This is a genomic window from Corynebacterium callunae (assembly GCF_046592015.1).
Taxonomy (GTDB): domain Bacteria; phylum Actinomycetota; class Actinomycetes; order Mycobacteriales; family Mycobacteriaceae; genus Corynebacterium; species Corynebacterium callunae_A.
The window spans coordinates 132814-147683 of the sequence record NZ_JAWVOB010000008.1 but is presented as its reverse complement, the minus strand read 5'-3'; the positions used below and the strand labels follow the sequence as shown (position 1 = coordinate 147683).

The window sequence follows — 14870 nt, the reverse complement described above, 5'->3', positions numbered from 1 at the left end:
TAAACAAGTGTCCCCAATTTTGGGGTCTTTTAAAGTATGGAATCCAAAAGTACAAATGAACCCATCAGGCGTTGCACCTGTAAATTCAATCTACTTCGACCAAAGGGGTCAAAATGCGACTTAAGAAAGCTTCCATCGCCTTGGCTACTGCAGCAGTATGTGGCCTCGCTACCCTCGGCGCACCAGCAGCAAATGCTTATGAACTGAAAATCGACGGAGACGTTTGCACCTATAACATAACGATTCAAGACATCAAAGATAAAGGGGCCATTCTTAAGCCCTTAGTTCCAGCAGCGGTGAGTGATCTGAAGGAAATACTTCCTAATTCCTCCGATGAAATCGATGAATTTATGAAGACCACATTGACGGACTTGAACAATGCTGAGAAAGTCATGTATCTATTGAATACGATCGACTCAGATGCAGTAAATAAGGGTTTCTACCCTGAAGAGATTGCGGGCTTTTTGACTGCTTTGTCAATGATGACTAATGAATCCAATGCACAATACCTTCAGCCAACCTCTCAGTCAATCACCAAGCAAGATGCCAAAAAACTTCAGGCTACTACTGTTTTCAGTGAGGGCTCTGAGGCTCAATCTGTTGCTTATCAGCAATTTATTGACCGCATTTACAACGAAGAAACAACAATTTTTAAAGCCAGCCACGAGTACTTCCAGAATTGTGTCGGTGGAAATGCAGGCAACCACAAGTTCAACACTGGCGGAAATGTCGGCGGCGACAACGGTGGTAACACCAGCAGCAGCTTCTTCTCCTTTGGCAGCAGCTAAACCCCTCGAGGTTTAAAAATAACGCTTTTCGGCAACTCCCCCACACCACGCTAAGTGGCAGCGAGGAAGGCGTCGAAAAGCGTTTTCTTTTTAAACCTCCAGGGAAAGGATATCGTCGAGGGTCTCGCGGCGCAGCATCAAACGGGTGTTGCCAGCACGCACGGACACCACCGCAGGGCGGGTGAAGGCGTTATAACGCGAGCTCATCGCATAGCAATAAGCGCCAGTAGCAGCAAGCGCCAGGAAATCACCGCTGGCAATATCTGCAGGATAAAGCTCATCATTGATGAGGATATCGCCGGATTCGCAGTGGGAACCAACCACGCGGGTAGGCACTGCCTCGCCCTCGCTGAAGCGGGAGACAATGCGGGCATCGTATTCGGAGCCGTAGAGAGCTGGGCGAATATTGTCCGACATGCCACCATCAACAGCTACGTAACGGCGGGTGGAATCATCGTCAACGTGAACATCCTTGATGGTGCCCACCTCATGAACGGTAACGGTAGAAGGTCCCACAATGGCGCGACCTGGCTCAACCAACACCGTCGGTGCAGCAATCCCCAGCTCAGCAGCAACCTTTTCCACCTCAGCCAGCAGATCAGCAGCTACCGCTGCCACATCAAGGGGCTCCTCATTGGCGGTATAAGCAATGCCATATCCGCCGCCGAGGTCAAGCTCTGGCAGGGTAACGCCGAGCTCTTTGTGGATCTGAGCATAAAGGCCGAGCACCCGCTGCGCAGCCAATTTAAAGCCCTCGGCATCAAAAACCTGAGAGCCCACATGGCAGTGCAAGCCAATGAGGTTGAGGTTTTCCGCGATGGTCGCAGCCTGGGCGGCAGCAAAAGCGGAACCAGAAGCTAGGGAGAAACCAAATTTCTGGTCCTCATGGCTGGTGGCAATAAATTCATGAGTGTGTGCCTCAATGCCAGGCTTAACGCGGATGAGTACATCCTGCACCTTGCCCTCGCCAGCGGCTACAAAGTCAAGCAGCTCTAGCTCTTGCGCAGAATCCAGCACCACATGGCCTACGCCGTTTTGCACCAGGGCACGCAAGAAATCTACGGACTTATTGTTGCCATGCGCGGTGATGCGTGAGGCCGGGAAACCAGCAGCCAGTGCCACACCGAGCTCGTTGATGGAAGCGATGTCTAGGGAAAGACCTTCCTCATCCACCCAGTTGGCGATGGTCTTGGTCAGAAAGGCCTTGGACGCATAGTGCACATGGTCTGGGCCGCCAAAAGCTGCAGCCATATCGCGACACCGAGAACGGAAATCATCCTCATCAACCACAAATAGAGGCGTGCCAAATTCCTCCGCCAAATCTGGCAAGGGAACTCCAGCTACGGTGACTACCCCATCTTCTTGGCGCACCGCATTACGAGGCCAAACATGGGCTGGGAGCTCATTAAACTTCTCCACAGCGGTGGCTGGATCGAGGTTCTCAGTAGCGTTGCTGGCGTTGCTCATTTACATTTTCTCCGGGGCGGAAACACCGACAAGGTGCAAGGCGTTGGCAAGGGTTTGGCGGGTTGCTGCTGCAAGCGCCAGACGGGCAGCGTGGATCGGTGCTGCCTCCTCATCTGCCTTGGGCAAGATGTGGCAAGCGTCGTAGAAACGGTGGAAAGTTCCAGCCAGCTCCTCAGCATAACGGGCCACACGGTGAGGTTCACGTAGATCAGCTGCTGCGCGCACGATGGAGGGGAACTCACCCAGGGTGCGGATGAGATCGCCTTCGCGGTCATGGGTCAGCACGGAAAGATCTGCGCCTTCATAAGCGATGCCCAGGGTTTCTGCCTTGCGCGCAATGGAGCACAGACGAGCATGTCCATACTGCACATAATAAACAGGGTTATCAGAGGACTGGGACTCCCACAGGCCAAGATCGATATCCAGGGAAGAATCCACGGAGGAACGAATCAGGGCGTAGCGAGCGGCGTCAATACCAATAGCTTCAACCAGGTCATCGAGGGTAACCACGGTGCCGGCACGCTTGGACATGCGAACTGCCACACCATCGCGGAGCAGGTTGACCATTTGGCCAATTAGTACCTCAACGGCATCTGCTTCATAGCCCAAAGCTGCGGCAGCTGCCTTCAGGCGCGCAATATAACCGTGGTGATCGGCGCCAAGCATGTAGATATTGAGGTTGTGGCCGCGGGAGAACTTATCGGCAACATAAGCAATATCGCCTGCGATGTAGGCAGCGTCGCCGTCAGACTTAATAACAACGCGGTCCTTATCATCACCGAAGTCGGTGGAACGCAGCCACCAGGCGCCCTCATTTTCATAGAGGTTGCCATTGTCCTTAAGGGTCTGAACAGCCCTTTCTACGGCTCCAGACTCAAAAAGGGAGTTCTCATGGAAGTAGACATCAAAGTCAGTGCCAAATTCATGCAGGGAATCCTTGATGTGCTTGAACATCATTTCCACGCCTTCAGCGCGGAAAAGCTCCTGGGTTTCTGCAGGTGCTAACTCCAAGGCTTCAGGATGCTTTTCGACGATTGCAGCCGCGATTTCGTGAATGTAGGCTCCGCCGTATCCATCTTCTGGAGTGGGCTCACCCTTGGCTGCTGCCATGAGGGAAATGGCGAAGCGGTCGATCTGCCGACCGTGATCATTGAAGTAGTACTCACGGGTAACCTTGGCGCCGGATGCCTCGAGGACGCGGCCCAGAGAATCACCTACAGCAGCCCAGCGGGTGCCACCCAGGTGAATTGGTCCGGTGGGGTTCGCGGAAACGAACTCAAGGTTTACATCCAGGTGGGAAAGGTGATCGGAGGTACCGAAACCCGCCCCCTGCTGCAAAATCTTGGCTACAATTTCACCCTGCGCAGCGGCTGCCAAACGGATATTAAGGAAGCCTGGACCTGCAATTTCAGCGGATTCAATGGCATCGCTTGCAGCCAAAGCTTCAGCCAGCCATGTTGCCAAATCGCGTGGATTTTGGCCAACTTTTTTAGCTACCTGCAAAGCCAGGTTGGTGGCGTAATCGCCGTGTTCAGGGTTTCGCGGACGCTCCACAACGACCTGCTCTGGAAGAACAGAAGTATCGAGATCACGGGAGGACAAAACCTCAACCGCGGTCTCCTTGATCAGTGTTGCGAGATCAGCTGGTGTCATGGGGTAAAATTCTAGCCGAGCCACACATTAAGCACAGAATACGGGGCCGAATTTGGGGCCATTCGGGGATTCTGCACTCTTTATACGCTTTTTAACTGGGCAATTAGGCCATAATTTTATTCGGACTTGGCAGACTCTACGGCCGCCGATTCACTGTAACCCTAAGTTGTCATCCAATTGGGTGGTGGTGTTAGAATTACAACGTTGTTTTCAACTAAGTTGTTGAAAGTGGCGTTGCCTCCGTAGCTCAGTGGATAGAGCACCGGTTTCCGGTACCGAAGGTCGTAGGTTCGACTCCTATCGGGGGCACTTTTAAAATCCCTGCACTGAGACTAATTTTTTGGTCTCAGTGCAGGGATTTTTGCTTTACCAGACAAATGATTACTTAGGGTTACCCCCGAGTTATAACAAAATAACAACGATTAAGTAGTTAACCTTTTATTTATATTCTCGACCTTCTTGTAATCTTGCACCCTGCCACCTGGGAAAATTGCTAGCGGAATTACGGTTTCCCGAAGGGTATTCCAAAGAAACTCGCCATTTCTAGGAATTGGGTTAGAATTCTATATAAACAGACCGAGCGGTCGAGCACATTTCAATAACGAAGACAGAAAACACAATCCCCGTTAGTTGAAGCTCCCCTGGCCACTTCACTGCTTTAAAAATGTTGGGAAAGGATGGATAACGTGAAATTGCGAGAAGTCTCAAAGAAGCGATCCACTGAGCTTCGACTGCTAACCGCAATCGTGTATTTCAAAGCTCTTAATGGAGATTTGGGTTCTACGCGCGATTTTGACCCCCAAACCCCGGTCATACCGGCTACCACACACACCTCTTTGGCGGAATTGTGTGCAGATGCCCGCGTGCACTTTAACAATGGTGCATCCCAGGTAATGATCGCCTTCATTTCCCCAAATAACTTCACCCTGTCCGTGGTTACTTTGAACAACCAGGACGTCAACGCTTTGGATCGTTCCTCCTTCCAGAGCAGCTCCGCTTTGTTGGAGATCCACACTCCAAAGCGCAGCTGGTCACTTAAGGAACTATACGGCGATGACAACGAAGGCCTTGAGCGCCTTTCCAAGTCCTTCCAGGCCTAGTTCCTGACAAAAAAATTTCCCTCACCGCGTTGGTGAGGGAAATTTTTTATATCTTGTTCCGCGAAGGAATCAGTAGCCAGGCCAGACCATAGATCAAAATCTGAGAACCAGGCAGTGGGAATAGGATGGAGGCCGCAAAAGCCAGGCGCACATAGCTGGAGTTCCAGCCGTAGGTTTCCGCCAAACCGCCCGCGACACCGCCTACCCATTTATCGGTGGTACTACGAGCAAGACGTCGAGACTGAGTTGGAAAAGACATTTTAAGCAGCTCCTTGTGTGGTGGTGTTGAAAACTTCAATAACACCAATTGTGCTCTTCTTTTCCCGCACACACATCAGGGATGACCCGCCTTAAAACCCCTAAAAATGCTTTTCGACGCCACCCTCGACCCCTAAGGGTAAGGTGCTAGCAGTCCTCATCGGCCTTGGAATCTTCATCAATACATGCTTGAGAACTTAAGACTGCGGAAAAATAGGCGTCCAAAACTTCCATTTGCCCCTTTTCCATGGGTTCAAAAATGAGATTGCGGACCGTCTCTACATGCGCGGGGACAGCGTCTTTAAGACGTCGCTCCCCTTCTGGAGTAATTTCCACAATTACGCCGCGTGCATCGCCGGCACATTTAACCTTTGCAACAAGACCCTTTTTGTCCATGCGGGTAATTTGGTGAGAAGTACGGCTGCGATCCCAATCAAGGTCATGACAGAGATCTCGCAAACGCATTTCTTGGCCATTAGCCTCCGAGAGGCTCACCAAGACTGCATATTCAGAGCTGGTGAGCTCATGGTTTTCCAAGAGGGTCTCGTCGAGAGTGCGCTCCATTTTGCGCACAAAGGCGAGAACTTTTCGCCAGAGCTGCTGCTCTTCTTCGTTGAGCCATCGTGGTGTTGTCATGTCACCTACTTTAGTCCCAAAAGAAATTAAAGCAAAGTAATTTCCATTTCACCGCCTGACAAAATGAGCAAGTCAGCAATTTTATTCACATTCCCACCTGGCATTTTGATTTCCATGGCAAGTTTTTTGGCGATTGTTGTTGACGCATCACCATGATCGGCTACTATAGACAACGAACCGCACGGACGGCGAAAAGCTGAACGTGTAGGTACCATAAAAACGTGAGACACATCACTTCACTTAAGGAATAAAAACATGAGCAACCTTACCGGCACCTGGGCACTGGATCCTGCACACACCGAAATCAAGTTCGTGGCTCGCCACGCAATGGTTACCAAGGTACGCGGCGAGTTCACCGAGTACACCGACTCCATCGTCGTTGACGCTGAGAACCCTGAGAACTCCTCCGCAAAGGTCGTCATCAAGACCGCTTCCGTTACCACCGGCAACGCTGACCGCGATGGCCACGTTAAGGGCGATGACTTCTTCGCAGTTGACAAGTTCCCAGAGATGATCTTCGAGGCAACCTCCTTCGTTATCAAGAACGAGTCCGAAGGCACCGTTACCGGCAACCTCACCATCCGCGACACCACCAAGCCTGTCACCCTTGACGTTGAGGTCGGTGGCGTTGCTGAGGATCCATTCGGCAACATCCGCCTCGGCTTTGAAGCAACCACCGAGATCAACCGTAAGGACTTCGGCGTTGACTTCCAGGCTCCTCTTTCCACCGGTGGAGTTCTCGTCTCCGAGAAGATCAAGATCGAGATCGACGGCTCCGCAATCAAGCAGGCTTAAGTTCTAAAGATCTTTTAAAAACCGCTGGTTTCCATTCATATGGAAGCCGGCGGTTTTTTCGTCGACAAGCACGCTTTTAAAAAGCTTTTAAGCTATCAATACTGAGCATGGTTTTTGTTGTGACATAGTTGTAACGCTCCGGCACGCAGGTGAGTACAAAAACTTGCTTGTCCTTGGCCACGTCAGAGAACAGCGTGGAAATCTTGGTAAGGCGGCCTGGATCCGTGCTGCCGAGGGCGTCATCGATAAACACCGGCACTGCTGCGTCCGATGCCGAATCTGCCACCAAGTCAGCGATAGCAAAACGGGTGAGGATAGCCAGCTGCTCCTGTGCACCCCCAGAGAGATGATCCAGATCCACCGTGCGCGTGCCGATGGAACGGCTACTAATGGAGAGGTCATCATTGAGGTTAAACTCCGTTGACTCCCCAAAAACGCGTGCTGCCAGCCGCGAAAGCTTCTCCGCAAAAGGTGCTGCAAAACGCTTGCGGGATTCCTCGCGGTGTTGCACCATCACATCACGCAGCCGCTTAGCTGCCAAGGCGCGGCGCTGCTCAGAATCATAGCGGTGCTCAGCTGCCTCCAGTGCCGCGGTGGCCTTGGATAGACGCTCGTTGGCACCAGCGGCCACCGCAATGTGACCTTCCAGACGCACCAACTCCGTGGATGCATTATTAATGGTCTCGGTATAAGAAGCGACATTGGCTTCGGCACCTGTGAAAAGTCGCTGCGCCAAATCAGGATCATTTTCAGCCAAGCGTAAGGAAATCTCCTTTTGCTCTGCGCTCACCGCCTCGAGGTGGCTGCGAGTTTCTTGCAGCTGCTGCGCAATTTCAGCATCACTTTGTGTCTCGGTGGCGCGCTCTAGTTCGGCTGTGACGGCAGCGAGGTTATTTTCCAGGCCATCAACTTTGGTTTTGAGCACAACCAATGCTGTAGCGGCTGGTTGCGTATGCAATCCTTCAAGTGCTGCGCCAGCAAGCTTAAGGTTCTCCCCTGCCTTTTCACGAGTTGCACTGGCTTCTTCCAAAGTGGCCTTGGCATCATCCAGGGAAATTTCTGCATCGCCATCGGATAGTTCGGTGTCAGAACTTAGCGCTTCAAATTCTGCGCGGATACTAGAAATATCTTGTCCCCTAATGAGGGAGTCTCGTTCCTTGGAGAGCGCGGCAATATCGGCAGCCACTTTCTCCTGCTCTGCAAAACGCTGACGTAGCTGCTCAATATCTTTTACCTCAAGGCGATCAAGCAGGTCAGCGAGCTTTACCTCAGCTGCTTCCAATTCCGCATGGCGTTCGGCGCTTGCTGCTCCTGGATTAATGACCACGGTGAGGTCACCTACGATAAGGGAGGTTTCCTTATCAAGCCCAATGGTGTGCCCGGTGCTATTAACCTCAACGTTTTCCTCATCAATGGATACTTCCACCGGTTGGGCGGCGCTGAGTGAAATACTTCCGCTGCGTTGCTTGGCTACGGCTTTGAGAATCTCCACCTCAGAGGTAGCTTTTTGCAGGGCCTCAACATCAGCATTGCTAATTCGAGAACTGCTGTGCTCAGTGGTTTTGAGCTCATGGAGTGAAGCTTCCAGGCCTGCAACCTTGTCCAGCAATCCTTGGAGCTCAGTCCTCCGAGCCTGCTGAGTTTTGGCACTAACCAGCTTCCGCGCAGCACTAACCGCTGCAATAGCTGCTGCCTCTGCCTCGCGCGCGGCTTCAAGCTCCGCCTGCAATTCAGCAAGATCTGCTGTCTCTTTTTGGGCAGCTGCCTCCGCATCTTCAAGTTGGGGTGCAAGTTTTTCCAGCGCTGCGCGGGCTTCTAGTTGTTTGTCCTGCAGGTTTTTCCGATCAAGCTGGACTTTTTCAGCCTGGGCAAGGTTTGCTGCAGCCTGGGTAAGACGGCCTGCAATCTCTTCTGCCTGTGCCTTTACCTTGAGTGCGGCATCGAGTTCCGTCCGGCGCTCGTCTTTTTCAGCGATTGCAGTGGGGAGTTTTTCCTCTGCAGCTAGGCGATCTGCTTCCAAACGCTCAACTCGCGCTACCTGCTCTGCCAAAGTTGAAACGGCACTTTGAGCCGTGGCTACCTCTTCTCTTAGGTGGTCAACCTCAGTGGAAAAGGCCTTGAAGCGGTTAGATTCTTTGCCATTTTTGGTGAAATAACGTTCATACTCTTTTTCCACCGCCTGCATGAGCTCAGTATCTTCTTTGGCATCGTCCTCGCCCCCATTTTGGCTATTGAGAGCACTGGTGAGTGAGGGAATCCCTACCGCATTAATGCCAGCGTTCACCTCATCCTGCTTCATAAACAGCGTTTCCAGCAGGGTTTTATCAAGGTGTGCATCAAGGATTTGCTGCAGCTGAGATTCGGCAGCATCGCCACGGTAGTTCGCCCTTTGTGGGCTAATTATCTGCAGCTCCGCCGCCGGCGACTTCATAAAGGTTTTATTAATCACTAGACGATAAGGTCCAACAGAGAAATCCAGGGAAATATATACCGGCACGTCACGGTCAACGGGCTGAACGGGCTTAGTATTTTTATTCTTGTGTTTGTACTTTTCAGTGAGGACCAGATTCACAGCTTCCAAAATGGAAGACTTACCTTTTTCATTATCACCGTGGATTACCACAACTCCGGTGTCTGGGATGTCCTGAATTATTAGCTGCTCAATGGCACGGAAGTTTTCAATGGTGATGGCATGGATACGCATTGTATTTAAGACTCCCTGCTCAGACGGAACAAAAGATTAAGTGCGTCGCGGTCAACTTCAGAACCTGGGTTTGTGCTCACCGCGGAAACTAACTCGCGTGCAGCTTCTGAGGCATAACCGGTAAGCCCCATATTGTCGATTTCTTCTTCACCGGGTTCTAGTACCAAGTCAGTTGTGCGCTCACGGGGTTTTAGAGAGGCAAAAACATCTTCTAACTCGGCAATTCCTGCTTCGAGCTGGCGGTTAATCTCCAAAGATATAGTGCCTTGTAGTCCGTATTTAATAACGGTGCGTGACTTATCTGGATAGGCTCGAAGAGTCTCCAAAAACTCCTCGGCATCGGCTGCAGAAGAAATCTCCCGGGATAGTGCGTGGAAAGTCCACTTCCCTACCTCAACTTCTTCCACCTCAACTTCGCCTTTGGAAACTGCAACAACCAGGACTTTTCCAGAGTTAATTTCCCCACCAACTTTGTCCGGGTCAAGGTCATGGAAGTCAGTGGTTTCTGGTGCCCCGGAAAACCACACTTTGCCCGAAGCGCCTACTGGTTGGGCGGAGTGAGTATCCCCTAAAGCCAGGTAATCAATGGTGCCATCGCTAAGCTTTTGCTCCACCAAGCTGAGGTCAATTAAGTCTGGGCGGTGATCGGTGGTACGAGCCTCTGCCTGGCCGTGGCCCACAGCAATGCGGATAGCACCAGTAGGTTCAAGAGTGTTTAACATCTGCGCTACCAAGTCCGTGGCAGCAGTTTTATTAAGCAGGGGCGCTCCCACAACTTCTACGCCAGGGCGCAGCTCATGGATGGTGTTATCCGCGAGGACGCTGACGCCCTCGATGCTTTCGGCGCGATAAAACAAGGAATCGGCAGTTAGTGGGTCATGGTTGCCAGGCAGTAAAAACACTGGCATCTTTAGCGAGCGCAGGGCTTCTAAGGCGCGGCCACTGGTGCGTTGCTCCAGGGAGTTATGTTCAAAAACGTCTCCGGCTAAGACAATAAACTCGCATTCGTGAGCCCGTGCTACCTCCCCCATTTTTTCGATTGCCCTAATGCGGTCATCATCAAAACGGGCTTGTGCTTCAGGGGATAAAAACCAGCGGGTCATGCCAATTTGTAAATCCGAGGAGTGGAGGAATTTTAGTTTTTGTGTCATGACTGCCATTTCATCATCTTGCGGGGACACCGGGGGCACCCGCTCCCGAAATCTTCACCTAAACTTTTACCGAAAATTACTAAGAAACTGCAGCTCACAGCACAGCTTCCTACTGCCCTTAAAACCTCATTCTGGGGCTTTTTCTTCGCTAAACTTTGCCCGATTATCAGGGTGATTGCTCACCAAAATCTCATACATATCCTCGATATCACTTACTGCGCGTAGCTGCTCCAAAGAGGTATAGGAGACCAAGCGCAGGGCCTTATGCAGATAGTTGATATCGGAATCATCAATTGCGGGAGCAATCTTGGGATCTGGTAAATCTGGAAGTTCTTTACCCTCCCAAAAACTCTGATTATCCTCGGGCTCTTCTTCCACCTTGGTGTGATAGGTGCGAATGAGTGCTTCCAGGCCAGCCATGCCCTGACCACGCATATCCAATACCAAAGCGGGATTGGCGGTCATCTTTTCAGCCACATAATAGGCACTGGCTACCGCATGTTTACATACCAAGGAACGATCTGGGCAGGTGCAGTCATAGTAAATCGACTCCTCTGGATTGCCCACCAGATGATCCAACATGGAAGAAGTAAGGTGGCCATCTCGCACCAGACGCAAACCATTGGTGGTATCAGCAATGGAAGCATAGGCCTCACGCAGTTTTGCCGAGCTGCGATAAGGGAAGGTCAAGGTCACGATAAAAGGCTCATTTTGGGAGCCTGCAACACTGCATTCAATACGGCCTTCCAACACATTAATGCTGGTCACATTGCCATTGCGATAGTATTCCTCACCGCGGATCTGGCGCCCATTGTCTGTGTTTTTAAGCGTTAGATCCACGGTGCGTTGTCCAGCTGGGCTGAACTTCTTGCCTCGGTATCTATTAACCACTTTGGCGCGGTCTTCTGGGGTGGACACACGTTGTTTGCTGCCAAAATTGGCATAGATAACGTTGTCCATATGCACACGGCGAGGCTTATCGGAGGACATCTTAAAGTCACTCATCTGCGCCCTCCTTTTCTCGGTAGCTCATGAGCATCGCCAATTCTTCTGGGTTAAGCTCCGTGATCCAGCCTTCTCCTTCTCCAACAATCGCGCTGGCCAAGTGCATCTTTCCGTCGAGAATGTCTTGGATTGATTCTTCCATGGTTCCAGCGGTGATCATCTTATAAACATCCACATTGTTTTGTTGACCAATGCGAAAGGCGCGGTCAGTAGCCTGATTTTCCACAGCTGGGTTCCACCAACGGTCCATATGCACCACGATGGAGGCAGCGGTCAGGTTCAATCCGGTACCGCCAGCTTTGAGTGAAAGGATCATTGCAGGCGGGCCGTCAGGCGCCTGGAATTCCGCCACCATGCGGTCACGGCCGGGTTTGGTCACACCACCATGAAGGAAAGGAATGTTGGTACCTAAGCGGTCGGAAAGATAAGGAGCCAAGATCCGCCCAAAAGCGGTGTACTGGGTGAAGATCAGCATGCGGCGTTCTTCCTTTACCGCATCATCAATGAGGTGCATCAAGGCCTCAACCTTGCCAGAGCGGTGTTTTCCCTTAATGGTCACCGCAGAGCCATCCCCAAGGAAGTGCGCTGGGTGATTACAGATCTGCTTAATGCGGGTAATAGTGGCCAGCACCAAACCTTTACGTGACATGCCTTCACGCTGATCCAACTGCTTTTGTACGTCCTCCACCAGGGCTTTATAAATGGAGGCCTGTTCGGTGGTCATATCCACGCGAATAATCTTTTCTGATTTCTCAGGCAGGTCATCAATAATCGCGGGATCGGTTTTGAGACGTCGCAAAATAAAAGGCGCGGTGAGCTGGCGCAGGCGCTCTGTCATATCGGAATCTTGTTCGCGCTCAATGGCCTTGGCAAAGTGATTGCGGAAAAACGACGCCGAGCCCAATACTCCAGGGTTACAAAAGTCCAGGATGGAACGCATTTCTGAAAGTCGGTTTTCCACTGGAGTACCAGTCAACGCCACGCGATGCCGTGAAGGCAAGGAGCGCACGGTCTTGGATACCCGGGTGGAAGAGTTTTTGATCGCCTGGGCCTCATCAAGCACTACCCTGTCAAAACCAACTTCCCCAAGCAGTTTGAAGTCACGGGAAACCACACCATAGGAGGTGACAATGAGGTCAGCTGCGCGCGCCTTTTCCAAAAATTCGGCATCACTCAAACGTTGCGGGCCGTGGTGCATAAGCACTTTTAGGCTTGGCACAAATTTTTGGGCCTCCGCAGCCCAGTTGCCCACCACGGAGGTCGGACATACCACGAGGGTGGGGCCTTTAATCTCTGCTGGGTGTTCATGCCTTTCGACGGCCAGCATGGTCAATAATTGCAGGGTTTTACCCAAGCCCATGTCATCGGCAAGGACTGCTCCGAGATTGTTTTCGGACATCCAATATAGCCAGTCCACACCACGGCGCTGGTATTCGCGCAGTTCAGCGTGCACAGTTTCGGGAATGTCCACGCGGGTTGGTGCGGGGGTTTCAGTTCCGCCCAATAGGGAGTTATACCACTGGGAACCAGTAAATTCCACGGGTTCATTTTCAGCTGCTTTGAGTGCAATTTCGCGCAGCTCAGCTAGGGTTACCTCGCCTTGGCCCTCACCGGAGAATTTCTCATTAAACTCGGTGCGCAATTGTTCGGCCTTGGCAGCCAATAATTGCCAGCCGTCCGCCCCTGAGGCTTCTGCGAGTTTGGCTTCCATCGCCACTTTTTCCATCTCAGCACGGGCCCGCTTTTGGGAAGATTTGGCGAGTTCTTCCATATAACCAGTGATGCGTCGCAAAGCATCTTGGTCGGCCATGACCCAGTCGCCGCGCAGGCGGATGAGGCCTGACTTGGACTCCACCAGTTCCCGCATTTCTTCATCGGTGAGTTGGATATCGCCGACACTAATGCGCCAGTTATATTCCACCAGCTGGTCCAGACCAATAATCGCCTTGGTGGAGGAATCGGCTGGATCACCTGGGGTACGTGCTTCCACCTGGGCGCGAGTTTCATAGCTACTCCACGCCTTGGGCAGCATGACTGGGATCCCAGCTTTGCGCAGCTTGGCCACATCGTGGGAAATGAAGTCAACAATTTCGGCGGTGGTGAGGAAAATATCCCAATCGCCTTTTTGCACAATGTCTACTGCATGGCCGAGCATCGCATCATCGCGCGCGGGATCAAGCAGATAGGACACCGTTTTGGCGGTTTCGAATTGGGTGCGCAGCTGTTCCATGCCACCGCTATCAATGGCACCTTTTTGAATAGGCTGTGGGGCGTCCACACCGGTACGCACCATCAGGCGCACCGGCCACACGGAATCTTGAGGATCTTCATAATCTGATTCCGCTGGTGGCTCCTCCACCATTATCACCAGCTGCAAAGAGGAGGAGGTAATGGTGTTTTTCCACTGGTTAAGCGCGTGGGTTAGTACAGTAGAGCCCTTGCGCAAAGGGTGGTTAAAAAGCAACGCATCAATAAACTCGTGGCGCGCGTAGGGCAAAACCTCATCGCGATAATCGCGCAGAATCGCATTGGCAATCCAATGCGGCAGCTCATTGGCCATAGTTCCGGCGAGGTCACGGCCACCATTTTTAAGCAAAATTCCTGGGGCCGCGTGGTTCATCTCAGCAAGCCAGCCTCTTTCGGAAAGGCTGGCAGAAAGCTGCCACTGGGGCCACCAGGAATTATCCATCATGACGGTTCGTAAGGTCACGCGACCGGCTTGCACAAAACGCGTGAGCCCCTGGTACATGGAGATGAGCCACCATAAATCGGGAGCTATCGACGCCCGCTGTGCGCGGGTGGCGGCGGGGGTTTCGGCTTTGAGGAAACTGAGCTGGGAAAAAACCATGACGGCTTCTTCAGGAGTAAAAGCAGCCGTGGGCGTGGGAAGCTCCACATGGCGGCCTTTGGGCGTGCGCAGGTGCACATTCATGCGCGCGCGGAAGGTTTTATCTTGGAGAATTTGGTCAACCACAGGCGGAAAAGTGCCTGGTGATACGGCCTCTGGGAGCACAATCCGGTGCCCATCGACCTGCTCAATCCATAGTTGCAGTCCGCGATCTTTGATCCAGAGACCGTGAAGCAGGTGAGACGTCATGAGTTCTTTTCTACCAGTTTGGGGACAGTTTCTCGTATCCATGTGCGAAAGCTGTGGACAACTACACTAGCCTACCGTGTTCTTTTGCATAGCAAGGGATTAGCAAAAGATTTTGCGTCGAAAAGCCCCCAAGGGTGCCCCACGCCTGCCTCGCGGGCGCCGGATACCTGTCGGATTATAGGGGGTGGTTTAATTTTAGGGATGTCATTCCGGCAA

12 protein-coding genes and 1 tRNA gene are annotated in these 14870 nt (G+C 52.1%); 4 read left to right on the top strand and 9 right to left on the bottom strand.

Annotated features, from left to right (window positions below):
• Positions 1–113 precede the first annotated feature (113 nt).
• Positions 114–788, top strand: coding sequence for a hypothetical protein (locus SFC07_RS10190; protein ID WP_411208146.1), 675 nt, complete (start codon positions 114–116; stop codon positions 786–788).
• 90 nt (positions 789–878) lie between these two features.
• On the opposite strand, the gene lysA is transcribed toward SFC07_RS10190, so the two are convergent.
• On the bottom strand, positions 879–2255 hold the full coding sequence (gene lysA, locus SFC07_RS10185; protein ID WP_411208145.1) for a diaminopimelate decarboxylase: 1377 nt from the start codon (positions 2253–2255) through the stop codon (positions 879–881).
• Positions 2256–3908, bottom strand: coding sequence for an arginine--tRNA ligase (argS, locus tag SFC07_RS10180; RefSeq protein ID WP_411208144.1), 1653 nt, complete (start codon positions 3906–3908; stop codon positions 2256–2258). It abuts the gene before it with no gap.
• Positions 3909–4144: 236 nt separating this feature from the next.
• Here argS and SFC07_RS10175 point away from each other — a divergent pair.
• Positions 4145–4217 (top strand) — tRNA-Arg (locus SFC07_RS10175).
• A 377-nt stretch (positions 4218–4594) separates the two neighbouring features.
• Positions 4595–5008 carry a hypothetical protein gene (locus tag SFC07_RS10170; protein ID WP_411208143.1) on the top strand — a complete coding sequence of 138 codons (414 nt, stop codon included), beginning with the start codon at positions 4595–4597 and terminating at the stop codon, positions 5006–5008.
• 46 nt (positions 5009–5054) lie between these two features.
• Here SFC07_RS10170 and SFC07_RS10165 read toward each other — a convergent pair whose 3' ends face one another.
• From SFC07_RS10165 to SFC07_RS10155, 3 genes are all read right to left on the bottom strand, one after another.
• Positions 5055–5267 (bottom strand): PspC domain-containing protein, encoded by a 213-nt coding sequence (locus tag SFC07_RS10165; RefSeq protein ID WP_411208142.1) that lies wholly within the window; start codon positions 5265–5267, stop codon positions 5055–5057.
• A 146-nt stretch (positions 5268–5413) separates the two neighbouring features.
• Positions 5414–5902, bottom strand: a complete 489-nt coding sequence (locus SFC07_RS10160; protein WP_411208141.1) for a MarR family winged helix-turn-helix transcriptional regulator — start codon at positions 5900–5902, stop codon at positions 5414–5416.
• A gap of 26 nt (positions 5903–5928) precedes the next feature.
• Positions 5929–6117: a hypothetical protein gene (locus tag SFC07_RS10155; protein ID WP_411208140.1), complete on the bottom strand. Its 189-nt coding sequence runs from the start codon at positions 6115–6117 to the stop codon at positions 5929–5931.
• A 40-nt stretch (positions 6118–6157) separates the two neighbouring features.
• On the opposite strand from SFC07_RS10155, the gene SFC07_RS10150 reads away from it, so the two are divergent.
• Positions 6158–6697, top strand: a complete 540-nt coding sequence (locus tag SFC07_RS10150) for a YceI family protein (RefSeq protein WP_411208139.1) — start codon at positions 6158–6160, stop codon at positions 6695–6697.
• A gap of 76 nt (positions 6698–6773) precedes the next feature.
• On the opposite strand, the gene SFC07_RS10145 is transcribed toward SFC07_RS10150, so the two are convergent.
• The 4 genes from SFC07_RS10145 to SFC07_RS10130 all read right to left on the bottom strand — a co-directional run bounded on the left by SFC07_RS10145 (position 6774) and on the right by SFC07_RS10130 (position 14654).
• A complete protein-coding gene (locus tag SFC07_RS10145; protein WP_411208138.1) occupies positions 6774–9401 on the bottom strand; it encodes an AAA family ATPase in 2628 nt (875 codons plus the stop codon).
• A gap of 5 nt (positions 9402–9406) precedes the next feature.
• Positions 9407–10582, bottom strand: coding sequence for a metallophosphoesterase family protein (locus SFC07_RS10140; RefSeq protein WP_411208137.1), 1176 nt, complete (start codon positions 10580–10582; stop codon positions 9407–9409).
• Positions 10583–10678: 96 nt separating this feature from the next.
• Positions 10679–11557: a 2-oxo acid dehydrogenase gene (locus tag SFC07_RS10135; RefSeq protein ID WP_411208136.1), complete on the bottom strand. Its 879-nt coding sequence runs from the start codon at positions 11555–11557 to the stop codon at positions 10679–10681.
• Entirely contained in the window at positions 11550–14654 is a 3105-nt protein-coding gene (locus SFC07_RS10130) for a DEAD/DEAH box helicase (protein ID WP_411208135.1), read from the bottom strand. Before SFC07_RS10130 ends, SFC07_RS10135 begins: the two co-directional genes overlap by 8 nt.
• Between the last annotated feature and the right edge of the window lie 216 nt (positions 14655–14870).

What these genes read in the sequence shown, in the direction of transcription:
- SFC07_RS10145 (WP_411208138.1), bottom strand. Translation starts at nt 9,401, where the DNA reads ATGCGTATCCATGCCATCACCATTGAAAACTTCCGTGCCATTGAGCAG.
- SFC07_RS10155 (WP_411208140.1), bottom strand. Translation starts at nt 6,117, where the DNA reads ATGGTACCTACACGTTCAGCTTTTCGCCGTCCGTGCGGTTCGTTGTCT.
- lysA (WP_411208145.1), bottom strand. Translation starts at nt 2,255, where the DNA reads ATGAGCAACGCCAGCAACGCTACTGAGAACCTCGATCCAGCCACCGCT.
- SFC07_RS10135 (WP_411208136.1), bottom strand. Translation starts at nt 11,557, where the DNA reads ATGAGTGACTTTAAGATGTCCTCCGATAAGCCTCGCCGTGTGCATATG.
- argS (WP_411208144.1), bottom strand. Translation starts at nt 3,908, where the DNA reads ATGACACCAGCTGATCTCGCAACACTGATCAAGGAGACCGCGGTTGAG.
- SFC07_RS10130 (WP_411208135.1), bottom strand. Translation starts at nt 14,654, where the DNA reads ATGACGTCTCACCTGCTTCACGGTCTCTGGATCAAAGATCGCGGACTG.
- SFC07_RS10150 (WP_411208139.1), top strand. Translation starts at nt 6,158, where the DNA reads ATGAGCAACCTTACCGGCACCTGGGCACTGGATCCTGCACACACCGAA.
- SFC07_RS10160 (WP_411208141.1), bottom strand. Translation starts at nt 5,902, where the DNA reads ATGACAACACCACGATGGCTCAACGAAGAAGAGCAGCAGCTCTGGCGA.
- SFC07_RS10190 (WP_411208146.1), top strand. Translation starts at nt 114, where the DNA reads ATGCGACTTAAGAAAGCTTCCATCGCCTTGGCTACTGCAGCAGTATGT.
- SFC07_RS10165 (WP_411208142.1), bottom strand. Translation starts at nt 5,267, where the DNA reads ATGTCTTTTCCAACTCAGTCTCGACGTCTTGCTCGTAGTACCACCGAT.